9 protein-coding genes are annotated in these 14,428 nt (G+C 61.0%); 4 read left to right on the forward strand and 5 right to left on the reverse strand.

The genetic code is table 11. The features are described 5' to 3' along the window. On the reverse strand, positions 1-569 hold a 569-nt coding region (locus KIH75_RS02375), incomplete at its 3' end, for a polyprenyl synthetase family protein (RefSeq protein ID WP_219055220.1). Positions 570-747: 178 nt separating this feature from the next. Here KIH75_RS02375 and KIH75_RS02380 point away from each other — a divergent pair. From KIH75_RS02380 to KIH75_RS02390, 3 genes are all read left to right on the forward strand, one after another. Further along, positions 748-1,554, forward strand: coding sequence for a DUF4192 domain-containing protein (locus KIH75_RS02380; RefSeq protein ID WP_219055221.1), 807 nt, complete (start codon positions 748-750; stop codon positions 1,552-1,554). A 144-nt stretch (positions 1,555-1,698) separates the two neighbouring features. Next, positions 1,699-3,231 carry an RNA polymerase sigma factor gene (locus tag KIH75_RS02385; RefSeq protein WP_274608080.1) on the forward strand — a complete coding sequence of 511 codons (1,533 nt, stop codon included), beginning with the start codon at positions 1,699-1,701 and terminating at the stop codon, positions 3,229-3,231. Between the two features lie 88 nt (positions 3,232-3,319). Beyond that, a complete protein-coding gene (locus KIH75_RS02390) occupies positions 3,320-5,671 on the forward strand; it encodes a DNA gyrase/topoisomerase IV subunit B (RefSeq protein ID WP_219055223.1) in 2,352 nt (783 codons plus the stop codon). A 165-nt stretch (positions 5,672-5,836) separates the two neighbouring features. Here KIH75_RS02390 and KIH75_RS02395 read toward each other — a convergent pair whose 3' ends face one another. Continuing rightward, the gene (locus KIH75_RS02395; protein WP_219055224.1) at positions 5,837-7,111 is read right to left on the reverse strand and encodes a hypothetical protein; all 1,275 of its coding nucleotides are present in this window, start codon (positions 7,109-7,111) and stop codon (positions 5,837-5,839) included. A gap of 544 nt (positions 7,112-7,655) precedes the next feature. On the opposite strand from KIH75_RS02395, the gene KIH75_RS02400 reads away from it, so the two are divergent. Then, the gene (locus KIH75_RS02400; RefSeq protein WP_236027971.1) at positions 7,656-8,825 is read left to right on the forward strand and encodes a DUF3152 domain-containing protein; all 1,170 of its coding nucleotides are present in this window, start codon (positions 7,656-7,658) and stop codon (positions 8,823-8,825) included. Between the two features lie 252 nt (positions 8,826-9,077). Here KIH75_RS02400 and KIH75_RS02405 read toward each other — a convergent pair whose 3' ends face one another. From KIH75_RS02405 to KIH75_RS02415, 3 genes are all read right to left on the reverse strand, one after another. Beyond that, positions 9,078-12,236: a DUF3427 domain-containing protein gene (locus tag KIH75_RS02405; protein ID WP_219055225.1), complete on the reverse strand. Its 3,159-nt coding sequence runs from the start codon at positions 12,234-12,236 to the stop codon at positions 9,078-9,080. A 5-nt stretch (positions 12,237-12,241) separates the two neighbouring features. Beyond that, positions 12,242-12,667, reverse strand: a complete 426-nt coding sequence (locus KIH75_RS02410; RefSeq protein ID WP_219055226.1) for a (deoxy)nucleoside triphosphate pyrophosphohydrolase — start codon at positions 12,665-12,667, stop codon at positions 12,242-12,244. Between the two features lie 113 nt (positions 12,668-12,780). Beyond that, positions 12,781-14,418, reverse strand: a complete 1,638-nt coding sequence (locus KIH75_RS02415; RefSeq protein ID WP_219055227.1) for an LlaJI family restriction endonuclease — start codon at positions 14,416-14,418, stop codon at positions 12,781-12,783. Positions 14,419-14,428 lie beyond the last annotated feature (10 nt).

Genomic DNA, 14,428 nt, shown 5'->3' on the forward strand with positions numbered 1-14,428 from the left:
GCCAGCGCCTCGGCGTCCTGCAGCGGCGCCTGCTCCACGGCCAAGTCGAGAACCTGACCGATCTCCACCTCACGCTGCATGTTCAGGAACGCGGACGTGATCGCGGTGCTGTTCGGCATGAGCGCGGCGGCGCCATTGGCGATATCGATGCACACCGTGGCCAGCAGATCGCCCAGCATAAGTCCCAAACCCCTGCCGATGGCGGCGCTGCCCGTATCGTGCTCCAACGCGCGATGGGCGCTCGGCTTGCCGCGGCGCAAGTCGGAATCGTCGATGATGTCGTCGTGCACCAGCGCGGCGGTCTGGAACACCTCAAGGGCGCAGGCGACATCGAGCATGGCCGAGCGGGTGGCGGTTTCGCCGCCGAACGCATCATAGGCCGCAAGCATCAGCAGCGCTCGCAGACGCTTGCCGCCTTCGCTGCTGGCCACCGCCTGATGGGTCACCGCGCTCATGACATTGCGGCATGCTTCGGGCATCGCGGCATCCTTGGGCATGGCTGACCATGCTTCCACCAGGGAGACGATGCGTGGCTCGATTTTCGAACGGTCGACGTCGGTTATGCACATGTCTTCTAAGGTATCCTCATCGCACTACGAATCACGGAACCCAATGTTTCCAAGGCCTCGCCGCGTGTCGACCACAACCCCTGATCCGGCGTGCGTGCAGCGCGGCGAACGGTCATACTGTATGGACGCCGTCGCACGGGGCGGTGGCGTGACGGATGACATCAAGGAGGATGATCCCATGAAGGAACGAATGGAAACGACGAGATGCGTATTCTGCGGTTGCGATGACGGGCTCGATGGGCTCGACGGGCTCGACGGTTTCGGTGGATTCGGCGGGGCGGATGCGCATGAGATGCACCGTCGGCATGATGCGTGCGACAGTCAAGCCGGCGGAACGCGCGGCTGCGCCCATGACGACGATCCGGTTGCGTTCGCGGAGTTCCTCGACTCGTTGGAACCGGTGGGCGAGGGCGTGGCCGATGATCTGCTCAACCGGTTGCGCGAGGACAGGCGCAGGTACGGTCCGCGCCGCGCGGACGGCGAGTGGATGGAGGAGCCGATGCGCGTATGGCTCGATTGCCTCGACAAGGGCAGTTCGGAACTCGATATGGAGACGATGCTTCCGTTGGCGGTCGGCATCAACGAGGTGCTGTCGATGAGGGACGCGCTGATCATCTCGGTGATCGCCGAACAGGGGGCGTGCAATCGCGACATGCTGATGGACATCGTGAGGACACCGCATGCCAAACAGGTGGTGACCGTCGTACATAAGGTACTGTCCGAAGCATTCGACGACCGCGACGGCCCGGACCGCGACCGTTGCCGGACGGCGCTGCGCATGCTCGCGTCCATGGCCAAGGTGATGCCCGAACGCATGAGGGTGCAGCCGTTGGCCGTCATCTCCTATGTCATGTGGTGGACGGGCGACTGCAGGGCCGAGGATTACGCGTTGAGCAGCCTGTCCATCGACGGGAATTGCTCGCTTGCCGCGATCGTGCTGAAATCGGTGCGCAACGGCATGCATCCCGCCTGCTGCGGAGGCTGATAGGCCTTGTGCCTCCGCGTGGTGCGGTTTCATGGCCCGCATTGCGGGCGTGGAAGTGAACTTTCCCATGCCTTCGGGAATAATCGTCCCTATCAGGTGGTTAACTCACATAGTTGACGATTTGCCCTTGCCAGAAGTGCGCCCATGTGGTATACGCGGCGGGGTGAGCATTCCGCGAGGAGGGATAGTTTGGCTACCAAGAGCACAGCGGCCGCTGAGAACACCGAACAGGTACAGGACGAGGCCCAGGCCGTTTCCGCCAAAAAAGCCAGCGCCACGCGCAAGACTGCCGCGGCCAAGAAGACCACGACCAGGAAAACCACTGCCCGGAAGACCACCAAGTCCGGGGAATCGACGACGGGCACCAAGAAGAAGTCCGCGACCAAGAGCGCGAAGACGACCAAGCCTAAGAAGAAGGTCGAAAGCGACATCGACGAGGTCGACGAGTTCGTCGACGACGAGGCCGATCTGGAGGACGCGAAGGACGACGGTCTCGATGTCGACGACGTGGACGGCATCGACGGCATCGACGGCGATTCGGACGACTCCGACGATGAGGACGAGGACGAAGACGACGATTACGAGGATGACGACGATGATGATGAGGAGGAAGAGGACGACAAGTCCGACACTCCCGACATCAGCAAGCAGAAGGGTGCCTTCGTCGTCAGCGATGATGATGACGACGACGAGGACGCGAAGCCGCGCCGCCGCCGTGGCGGCAAGGTAGGCAATCCGAAGCGTCGCGTCGTCACCGCCGGCGCCACCGCCGATCCGGTGAAGGACTACCTCAAGCAGATCGGTCGCGTCAGCCTGCTGAACGCCGAACAGGAAGTCGACCTGTCCGAACGTATCGAGGCCGGCCTGTACGCCCAGCATCTGCTGGACACCGAAGGCGACACCATGGACTTCAAGCGCAAGCGCGAGCTCAAGTGGGCCGCCAACGACGGTAAGAAGGCCAAGGACCATCTGCTGGAAGCCAACCTGCGACTTGTGGTGTCGCTGGCCAAGCGCTACACCGGCCGCGGCATGCTCTTCCTCGACCTGATTCAGGAAGGCAACCTCGGTCTGATCCGCGCCGTCGAGAAGTTCGACTGGAAGAAGGGCTTCAAGTTCTCCACCTATGCCACGTGGTGGATTCGTCAGGCCATCACCCGCGCCATGGCCGATCAGGCCCGCACCATCCGCGTGCCCGTGCACATGGTCGAGGTCATCAACAAGCTGTCGCGCGTGCAGCGCCAGATGCTGCAGGATCTTGGCCGTGAACCCACGCCCGACGAGTTGGCGCGTGAGCTGGATATGCCGGTCGAGAAGGTGCAGGAGGTGCAGAAGTACGGTCGTGAGCCGATTTCGCTGCACACCCCGCTCGGCGAGGACGGCGATTCCGAGTTCGGCGATCTGATCGAGGATACCGACGCCATCGCCCCGTCCGACGCCGTGGCCTTCTCGCTGCTGCAGGACCAGTTCAAGCAGGTGCTTGAGACGCTGTCTCCGCGAGAATCCGGTGTGATCAAGATGCGTTACGGTCTGGAGGACGGCCAGCCGAAGACGCTGGACGATATCGGCCGCGTGTACGGTGTGACCCGCGAGCGTATCCGCCAGATCGAGTCGAAGACCATGTCGAAGCTGCGTCACCCGTCCCGTTCGCAGACGCTGCGCGACTTCCTCGATCAGTGATGACGATGCTTCCCCGAGGCCAAGCCTTGGGGAAGCTTTTTGTCACGGCGATCGTCACGGCAAGATAGGCATTAAGTGGAAGAGGCACATGGCTAAAGAAGATTACGGCGCGAAGGATCTCGCCGTTCTTGAAGGGCTCGACGCGGTGCGCAAGCGTCCGGGCATGTATATCGGCACCACGGATTCGCAGGGCCTGATGCATTGCCTGTGGGAGATCATCGACAACTCCGTGGATGAGGCTCTGGCGGGCTTCTGCAACAGGATCATCGTCACCCTGCATACGGACGGTTCGATCTCCGTGGACGACAACGGCCGAGGCATCCCCGTCGACAAGGAGCCCAAAACCAAGCTGTCCGGCGTGGAGGTCGTATTGACCAAACTGCATGCCGGCGCGAAGTTCGGCAACTCCTCGTACAACGCGGTGGGTGGTCTGCACGGCGTCGGCTCGTCCGTCGTCAACGCGTTGAGCTCCCGTCTCGATGTGGAGGTCGACCGTGACGGCAAAACCTACCATATGGCGTTCCATCAGGGGCATCCGGGCGTCTACGCCGATGCCGACCCCGAGCATCCCTCGCCCGATTCCCCGTTCAAACGCACCCGCAAGAACAGACCCACCGAACTCGACATCATCGGCAAGGTGCCGGCGAAGCGTACCGGTACGCGCATCCGTTACTGGGCCGATCCGGAGATCTTCAACAAGACCGCGGAATTCTCATACGAGCAGCTCGTCGACCGTGTGCGCCAGACCAGCTTCCTGGTTCCCGGGCTGAAAATCACCGTCATCGACGAGAACGTTCCCGACCAGCAGGAAACCGTGTCGCCGCAGTCTGACGATACGGCCGCCGCTTCGGAAGCAGCCGGTGAAACGGTCGCACAGCCGGTTACGGAAACGTCTGGCGAGACCGCAGTCGTAGCTACGGGTACGGGCGAGGCCGAAACGGAGGCGCAGCCCGTCGCGGGGGAGAACGCGGAAGGCGAACAGCCGGATGAGGACATCACCCTCACCGGTGCCGAGGTCATCGCGGACGGGGCGTTCGGCGCCCAGCCCGACCATCCGCGCGTGGCCGAATTCCTTCACACCGGCGGCGTCAAGGACTTCGTGGACTACCTGTCCAAGGGTGAGCCGGTCAGCGACATCTGGCGCATCCAGGGCGAAGGCACGTATGAGGAGGAGACGCAGGCCGTCGCCGCGAACGGCGAACTGCATGCGGAGAAGATCACGCGCACCTGCGGCGTCGATATCGCGCTGCGCTGGGTGAACGGGTACGACACGGTGATGCGCAGCTTCGTCAACATCATCGAGACGCCGGGCGGCGGCATGCACGTCGACGGTTTGATGAACTCCGTCACCAGGCAGGTGCGCAAGGCCATCGAGGCGAACGCGCGCAAGCTCAAGGTGAATCTCAAGGATTCCAACATGAAGGTCGAACGCGACGACATCATGGCGGGTCTGGTCGCCGTGGTCACCGTGCGCATCGCCGAACCCCAGTTCCAAGGGCAGACGAAGGACGTGCTCGGCACCGCGCAGGTCAAGCCGATCGTCACCCGCATGACCGACAAGCAGTTCGGCGAGATGATCACCGGCTCCAAGCGCGGCTACAAGGAGCAGTCCGGCCGCGTGCTGGAGAAGATCGTCGGCGAAATGCACGCCCGCGTGCAGTCTCGTAAGGCGAAGGAGGTCACGCGCCGCAAGAACGCGCTGGAATCCGCATCCATGCCGGCCAAGCTGTCCGACTGCCAGCCGGGCAACGACGATGTGGCCGAACTGTTCATCGTGGAGGGCGATTCCGCACTCGGCACCGCCAAGGCCGCGCGTAACGCCGGATTCCAGGCGCTGCTGCCGATTCGAGGCAAGATCCTCAACGTGCAGAAGGCTTCGATCACGCAGATGCTGTCGAACAAGGAATGCGCGGCCATCATCCAAGTGGTGGGCGCCGGTTCCGGCCAAAGCTTCGACATCGAACAGTCGCGCTACCACAAGGTCATCATGATGACCGATGCCGATGTGGACGGCGCGCACATCCGCATCCTGCTGCTCACCCTGTTCTACCGGTATATGCGCCCGCTCATCGAGCATGGCTACGTGTATGCGGCCGTGCCGCCGCTGCATCGCATCGCGCTGACCGGTTCGCACAAGGGCGAGTTCATCTACACGTATTCCGACGACGAGCTCGCCGGCAAGCTCGCCGAGCTTGACCGCAAGCACATCGGGTACAACGACGACATCCAGCGTTATAAGGGTTTGGGTGAGATGGATGCCGATCAGCTGGCGGACACCACCATGGACCCGCGTACACGCATGCTGCGACGCATCCGTATGGAGGACGCCGAGCAGGCCAGTCAAATCTTCAGCCTGCTGATGGGCGACGACGTGCCGCCGCGCAAGGCGTTCATCGTCGAGAACGCTGATGATTTCGACCGTTCCAAGATCGACACCTGATCGGCGTTTTGCCGATTCGACCGTGCGGGGTCGTGCGCATGTGGTCCGTTCGTTTGGGCCGCGCGTGCACGACCCCGCACGGTTATAAGCGGTTGATTCGTGGCTAATCTACAGCCGGTCTACAGCTGGTTTGCGGCTGTCTTGCGGCTGGTTCATTCGCGCGGGTCAATCCCGGCGTTCCCTCCACAGGTTGAGTTTGTATCGGGTGATGTCGGCGTTCGGATCGAACTCGTCATCCAGCCGTTCGCGGTACATCGCGATAAGCTCATCGCGTCTTCCCAACGCTTCCAACGCGGCCTCGCGCATCGTCTCCCACTCGTAGGGGACGATATCCTCCGGGAACATCACGGTGCACTGGTTCGGATTGTCGCGTTCCACCAGGTCGACGAAATCGATGAGATCGGCCCACCGTTCGGCGGCGACGAGACGGGCCGCATAGGTGTCGGCGAGCGGTTCGACCGTGTGGTGCTCGCAGAGGAACCTGTCCGCTGCCGTCGCGTCGCCGCTGATGCGCATGAGATCGTGGCGCAGGAACTGGATGGCGTGATCGAACTGGTGCCGTGCGCTTTCGGCGAGCTCGCGTTCCGTCAGCAGCGTCGGATCGAGCGAGGCGAGGTTGGCGAGGTCGTCGGCACTCAGGTTCTTATGAGGCTCGTCGACCCCCTTACCTGTCTCGTTCGCTTCGTTTGCCTCGTTCGCTTCGTTCCCGGACGTGCGTGTGATGAGCTCATCCATCGACGCCGTCGCCGTGGTTAACGCGTCATAGGCGAACATGCGGGTGTCGTCCCATTGCGCGAACGACAGACCGCAGGACAGCAGTTCCACCATTTGCATGGCATTCAGGCGGAATTCATCGTTGCAGGCGACCCTCGTGATCGTGCGCAACGCCTGCTCGCCGGTCATCGGGTCGGCGTTGCAGGCCACGGCGTCCATGTAGACGCGCACGCTTTGGACCAGATCCTTGAGATAGTCGAAGCCCTCATTGTCGCGATCGGCCACGTTGCCGACGAATCTCGCGGTCATTTCCAACGCCTTGGCGAGATTGGCCACGGCATCCGCCCAGCGCGTGCTGACCAAGGCGTTGCCGACCACCGCGTCCACTCCGGACAGCGCCTGCGAATCGAGGTGGAAGGTGGGCATGTCGCTGCGTGGCATTTCCACGCCGTTCTCGGTGCGTTCGGCAGTGGGCACGATGGCGGCGATGGAATCGAAATACCACTGCATAGGCATGCCGATGACGGTGTCCGCGTCGGTGAGTGGGGCGACGGGCGCGTCGTTGCGGTTCTGCTCGTCCTGCTGCGAGGCTTCACGGATCAGATGGTTCCACAGGATCGTCGGTCCATCGAATTCGCCTGATCGCAGCCAGCCGTTGTTGACGTAGTCGGTAAGCTCCTCGACCTCGCGTCGCGTATCGATCCGTTCATGTGATGCGTCGACCATGATCATCCTTCCTCTTGCACAGGTAAGGCTACAACCTGCGTTGGTCCGACCTGCGCGACGGGTGAGGATGAGTGTATTCACGTGGCTTTCCTATCCTCCGCAAGGATGAGATTCGCTTTCGGCAAATCATCCTTAAAAACGACAAAAAGGTTCGAAATGTCGAATATCATAGTTTACGTAGTCATGTGGTTCGCAGTGATCGCAAGACAGGAAAGGGGCCGGCGAGGCAGGGAAAATTCAAAGTTCTCTCATCTCCTTTGGCTGAATGCCCTACCGTAGCCGGTCTCTTTCCGCTTCTTTTTCCCTCAATTCCCCGGGATCCCCACGATCCCGGGGAAATTTGCATTTCCGGACGGTTATGCGTCGGCGCGCAGGTCGCCCTGTGTCGCCTGCTGACTGTTGATGCGCCGTTCGTACCCGTTGTACCTTGCAAACCCGTCGGTTTCCCGCTTCATGCCTTCATGATGACTCGACTACCATCATGCCGATGATATGGTCGGCCTCGCATATACTGGGATGTTGGTTACGAGAGATGGATGGGAACATGGTGCTGCAGGATAAGGGCAACGTCGAAAACCGCGGAAACGGCGGTGACGGCGACGACAATAGAGGCAAGAGCGGCAGGCTCTCCCCGGTGGATATGATGCGCGGAATCGGGGGAGCGGTGATGCGCGCATCGCGCGGCGTGGGCGGAACACTCCGCAAATGGTGCTCCGGTGTGAGCGGCGCGATCGCGAAACGCTGCAGAACCGTCGCCGATGCGCTGAACCCCAAGACCGCTTCGGGATTGGATGCGAAGAAGGTGTTCCGCATCCGTAGAACGGTCGTATTCTCCGGACTGGCGGTCATCATCCTGGTGGTGGCGCTCGTCGTGACCGTGGTTGTGCATACGCACAGTGGAGCCGCCGCCGACGGTTCCACGGCAACGACCTCGCAAACGGATAGGCAGTCGGGCAAAGCGTCAACGACGAAGAAGACATCCGACGGCAAGGCGACGGCATCCACGTCCACGAAGTCGTCCACGAATGCATCCACGAAGCAAACGACCAAGCAAACCACGTCCACGAAGGTCGAACAGGAGAAGAGTTCCTCGTCCGACTCCTCATCCGATTCCGCTACGGCGAAGAACGGTGAACAGGCGAAACTCGATGCGCTCGCGGCCACGATCAGCGATGAGGAATCCGCGAAGATCGCGGCGAAGGCGAGCGAGACCGCGAACAACAGCGGCAAGGGCGTCGCGCAATACAAGTATTGCATTGCGGGCAAGGGAAACGTGGGCAAACTGGACGGATTCGCCAACACCGTGTACCGCGTGCTCAACGATTCGCGCGGTTGGCCGCGAGCCGGCGCGACCTTCGCCAAGGCCGACGATGGCTGCGATTTCACCATAGTGCTGTCCGAGGCGAAGTATCTGCCATCGTTCGACGCGGGATGCAGCACGAAGTACAGCTGCCGCGTGGGAAACCACGTCATCATCAACCTCGACCGTTGGAATGATGGAATCGAGGATTGGAAGAAGGCGGGCGGCGATCTTGCACGCTATCGCACCATGGTGATCAACCATGAGGTCGGTCATGCCCTAGGGCATGTCGATAACGAAACCACCTGCGCTGGTGCCGGCAAGCCCGCGCCGCTCATGCAGGAGCAGTCCATGCACCTCGACGGTTGCACGGTGAACGAGTGGCCGCTCGACGGCGAATTGTGGCGGGGCTGAACGATTGGGGCTTCCCTCCGCTCCGCTCGCGGGGTCTTTACGCTCCTGAATGATTCCGGTGAGCCTTCTGGAGGATTGTTTCGCCGCTACTTCGCTTACATATGGCGGATTCCCGTGCCCGCGCGGAACCAAGTGGCTTATATATGGCACCGGATTTGCGATACCCGGGATATCGCATATGAAGTGCCATATATAAGCCACCTGGCATGATTCATATGCCCGAATCTGCCATATATAAGGCGGATAGCGGCATTACAGCTCGGCCTTGCCGGTCAGATACTTGTAGAACTCCGGATCCAGTGGCTTATTCAACTTGAGTGTCGAAAGCACGACGTTCGTCGGTTTGCCGTCCTTGTTGTGCTTCTGTACGGCCCGGATATCGGATACCGAAGTGATATGGCCAAGATAGTAGTATTTCTTGTCCGCTTCCTCCTGCTTGCGCATGACGAGCAGCGGAACGAAATGCGTATCGGCCCATCGCCCGGCGGAAGCATCCTGCTGCAGCCAGACGAATTCCGGTGAGCTTGGACGTCGTCCGTTCTTGCTGTACCAGTCCATCTCCTGGGTGTTGAGAAACCGGTCCTCATACTGGCTCGCCTCGTATTTGACGAGAATGGGCATGGTCCCGGTCCGTTTGTGGCAGAAATAGCCGCCCACATTCTGGCCGTTGATCTCCTCGGCCCAGCCGCAGAGGCGCTCGATTTCCGTCAGTGTGTACCGATGCCCGTACAGGAAGCCATGGTCGAATTCCAATTGCTGGTCGGTGGCGTCCGCGAACATGTCCCGGCAATTCAACAGTCCTGTCCGCAACGTGTCTGCGAAGAAGATGCGGAAGGTGCTGTTGCGCTCCAACAGCTTGGCGAACTTCGAGTGGAGCGTGATGCGCCCGTCGGGGTTCCTGTCGATGAAGGGGATGTTGCCGAAGCGTTGCGCGCTGGTCTCTCCGAAATAGGAGAAATCCAGCACCCGGAGCGCGGATTCCCATTGGGCATCGGAATCGTCCGCGTTGCCGAAACGGCGGCGGATCTCGTTCCTGAGCTCGTGCTCATCCGCTCCCGTTCCGGGCACCCATGTATGCGGCTGTTCCGGTCGTTCATCGCTGAAACGGCACAGCTGGTCCAGTATTACCAACTCATGCGGGCGGATACCGGGCAGCAACAGTTCCGTGGCCATTTTCAGAATGCCGTTCTCGGTTTCCGAAGTTGCGGCGAGCGTATCGGCAGGCGAATCGCCGTCCTTGCCTTTGGCGCCCTTGGTGAGGCTCTTCTCGCATGCTCGCACGAATTCCAAGTATGACGAGGTGAGCAGGCTGCCGGTCTTGCTGCGGCGCAGGGCGAGCATGCCCGGCAGTGAAGGGTCATGGGCGTACACGTCCGTCAACAGGGGGATGCGTCCTATCTGGAAGCGGATCTGCCGGTATTCCTCGGAAAGCCGCTTCATATTGGACCAGTCGGCGTTGTCGAGAGCCTTGAGGATGCGTTCCCTGGAGATCCGGTCGAAGCTGATGGAGCTGAAGCCGATGCTGCCACGGGTCATGTTCTTGTGGGGGTTGCCCTTCCTGCCGTACAACGCGACGGGTATCAGGAAGTTGTTGGCGTAATTGCCGATGAAGTCGATGACGATGACGCTGTCCTTGTGCGCGAACTTGCGCAGGCCGCGGCCCAGCTGCTGGGTGAACACGATGCTGGACTCGGTGTTGCGAAGCATGACGATCTGGTTGATGGCGGGGATGTCGACACCCTCGTTGAACAGATCGACGGTGAAGATATAGTCGAGTCTTCCCTCTTCGAGATCCTTGATCGCCTGCTGCCGTTCGTCGCGCGAATTGCGGCCGGTGATGGCGCGGGTCCGGTAGTTGCGTTCCTGCTGGTGGAAGAAGCGCGTATTGAACAGATCCGACAGCCGTTCGGCCTCATCCTGGCGGCTGCAGAACACCAAGCCGGTCAGATCCTGATGGTAGGGTGTGTACTTCTGCAATTGCCCGATGATGTAGTCGACACGCTTGGCGTCGGTCAACTGACCGATCTCATAGGTCAGCTGGTTTCGCTTCCCGGTTTCCATATCGCCGTCCAGATGGATGTTCTCGGAGGTTCCCTCGGCGCTGGGCGCACCCAGATACTCGGTGATGCCGTAATAGTGGAACGGGCAGAGCATGTTCTCGTCAAGCGCCTGCTGGAGCCGGATCTCATAGGCGACGTTATAGCCGAACATTTCGAAGATGTTGACGCCATCGGTGCGTTCCGGTGTCGCGGTCATGCCGAGCATGAACTCCGGGGTGAAATAATCGATGACCCTGCGGTAGCTTTCGGCGGACACGTGGTGCGCCTCATCGACGAGGATGTAATCGAAATGCTCCTTGGCGAACGAGGCGAGCGTTTCCGGATTCGACATCGTGTTGATCATCGCGAACACGTATTTGCGGTCGCCCTGCTTGCTGGTTCCGGAGAGAATGCCCAGTTCGGAATCGTCGCAGCCGAGCACCTTGCGGTAGGATTCCTTGGCTTTTTTGAGGATCTCTTCGCGGTGCGCGAGGTACAGCATGCGTTTCGGCTGGAACTGTTTGACGTCGAAGGCCGAAAGATACGTTTTACCGGTTCCGGTGGCGGAGATGACGATCGCGCGATGCTCACCATCGTCCCGCAGCTTGCGTAGATTCGCCAACGCCTCGCGTTGCATGCGGTTCGGTTCGAGAGGCTGTTGGGAAACCGACTGCAGCAGCGTCGAGCGCTTCGGCGCGTATTTCTTGAAATCCTCCTCGTACTGTTCGATCCAGTCTTCGGTGAGTGGGACGGATTCGCTGACCTGGGCCGACACTTCTTCATGCAGCTGGTCGATGAGCGCGCCGTCGCCGGAGGACGAGACCTTCAGATTCCATTCGCGCTGCGAGTTGAGCGCCGGGCGAGTCAGGTTCGAGCTGCCGACGTAGACGTTGAAATAAGGTTTGCCGTCACGCATATGCCGGGCGAAAATGTAGCCCTTCGGATGGAAGGCCTTGTTCCAGGAGCGCTGGTTATGCCCCTCCCAGACCCGCACGTCGACATGCGCTTCGTTCTTGATGCGCAGCAGTTCCCAGAACGCCTTGGGCTCGTTCCACATGTTCTTCGTGGAGGTGATCAGCCTGCTGGTACCGCCGGCCTGACTATGCTCCAGGAACGAGCCGAACAGTGTCCTCAAGGCTTCGGAGCTGATGAAGGCCACGGACATGTCGAACGAGTCGCTGTACTGCAGTTCGTCGTTGAGCGCGGCTTCCATGGTGTTGTTGTTCTGATTCGAGATGAGTCTGGGGGAGAAGGTGCCGGGGGCGCTGTCCCGGCTTTGGATGAAACCGGAGGTGATGTCTTCGAGCATCGAATCGTCCGGGGCGATCTCATGATCGGAATACTGCCCGGCGAGGGATTCATGAATCTGCATGGCGGTCACTCCTTCGTGAAATCCATTGCGGAGATCAGTTCCACGGCCTCGCGGTCGGCGGGAGCCCAATCCAGTTCCGGCATGTTCTTCGGAGTCAGCCAGCGGATCTCCTCATGTTCCGTCAGGCGTGGGGAGCCGGCGGTGAGATGGCATACGAACGTGGTGAGCGTGACGGTTCCGAAATCGTAGCCGTAGGAGGAGGTACACACCTCGTCGGCGACGTTGACCTCGCACAGAAGCTCCTCTTCGATCTCGCGGTGCAAGGCCTCGCGTGCGGTCTCGTGCGGTTCGATCTTGCCGCCTGGGAACTCCCAGTAACCGGCCAATGATTTGCCGTCGCCGCGTTTGGCGCACAGCACCTTCCCCTCGCTGACTATCGCCGCACCGACGACGTTGATCACCCTTCCCGGTTCCCGGTTCTCGCCGCTCATACGCGCCCTCCTTCACTTGCAGAAACCAGGACCAGGATACAACCTCCAAGGCTGCTGGCGTGGTGTGCGGGCGAGGCGCGGGCGAGACACGGGCGAGGCGCGGGAACGGTTCATCAATCGAACATCTCGTTGAGATTTCGTTCGGCGAGATCACGGTAATCGGTGTTTTCGTCCATATACAGGCGGATGGCCGCTTCCGGATGCATCTCGAATACGGGCACGGAACCGCCGATCGCCGACCCGTACAGGCGGCGCATCACATCCGGCATGAACGGCATGTACACCACGCCGCGCAATGCGAGGAGCCTGCGGGATTCCGTCTCCGGATCGTCGAATGCGATCCGCCCCGGCATGATGAAGGCGTTGCCGCGAATCGGGGGAACCATGCTGTTCGTGGCATCGGTGGCGTTACCGATGCCGACACCGAGGGATGCGTTGCCGCCTGCTTCGACGGCCCGACCGGCCGCAAGCCCGAAATAGTAGAAGTACTGTTTCATCACGTCCTTGGCGCTCGGCGCATGGGTGACCGTCGCCTTGCCTCGCCGTGCCGAATACGACGGGACGTAGTATTTCGCGTCGAGAACGTAGACCCGGCCGTCATCGGTACGTGAAACGACATCAGGCAGCATATCCGACGCGCCTTCGTCATCACCGCCCGCGGTGCAATGCTCCCAGCGGGAACGCGTCTTCGCGTCGGCTCCGTTACCGGGCAGACGTTCCGTAAGCGAATCCCGCCGTGCCCCGAACCAGTCGGGCATGGAATCGAACAGCCATGTGGTGGGGACGATGTAATGCAGCTCCTCCTCGTCGGCGAACAGCCTTTTGCAGATATCCTCCCAAACCAGTTCGAACGAGCAGGTGCCCCGCGCGAGAACCATATTCTTACGCGAACCGCCCTCATCCTCCACAAAGCGGATCAACGCCTGCAGCAGCAGACGTTTCCGTGTGACGAACTGGACGGCAAGCTCCCTGCGCAGCAGGCGCAGCAGCATATCCGGGTCGCCGATGTCGCGCGGTGATTCGTCGCACGGTTCAGCCAGAGGAAGATCCAGCAGAAGATTCAGCCGGTTGACGTTCAGATAGCGTGAAATGCTCGTGACGACCGCGGCGTGGATGCGCCGGATGATCGTCTCATCGGAACGCACGTTGCGCTCGCTGTCGTAATCGATGTAGGCGACGCTTTCGTCACCGGCCGGGTAGGGAACGTACCGGTCGATGGTGCGCGACCAGTTGATCTCGCCGTCGCCGTTGTGCTCATGGATGTGCGCGGTCGACTGGTACAAGCCGTTGTCGGCGTAGTCGTTGAGCAGGAACGTGAACAATTCCAGTCGATCGGCCACACCGTCGTCCCCGAAATCGTATTCGAACCCGGTCGCCGAATCGTTGTGCCTCGGGTCGGCGTTGTACCGCCCGATCGCCTGCAGGACGCCTTTCATCGCGGCGATGAGCCGTTCGGCGGCGGTGCCGGAGCCGGGGCGGGCATAGTATTTCGGAAACACCAGGAAAAGATGGTTCGCCACGGAGAGCATGCCGACATAGTTGAATCGGTATTCGGCAGGCCCCCGCGTGGAGTCGCCAGCGCCGTACACGGGTTCCAGAACCGCTTTCCGTCCCATATGCATGTCGCGCAGCAGCGAGACCACGCCGGTGCTGTCGGCTGCGTTATCGCCGGTCGACGGTAGGACCGCCTTGGCGAGCGTTGCCGGGGAATAGGATGCGCCCTCAACGAAGCAATGATCGGAAAGATCCATCGGATGGCTT

Origin of the sequence: Bifidobacterium pongonis, from assembly GCF_019331805.1 — a bacterium.
Classification (GTDB): domain Bacteria; phylum Actinomycetota; class Actinomycetes; order Actinomycetales; family Bifidobacteriaceae; genus Bifidobacterium; species Bifidobacterium pongonis.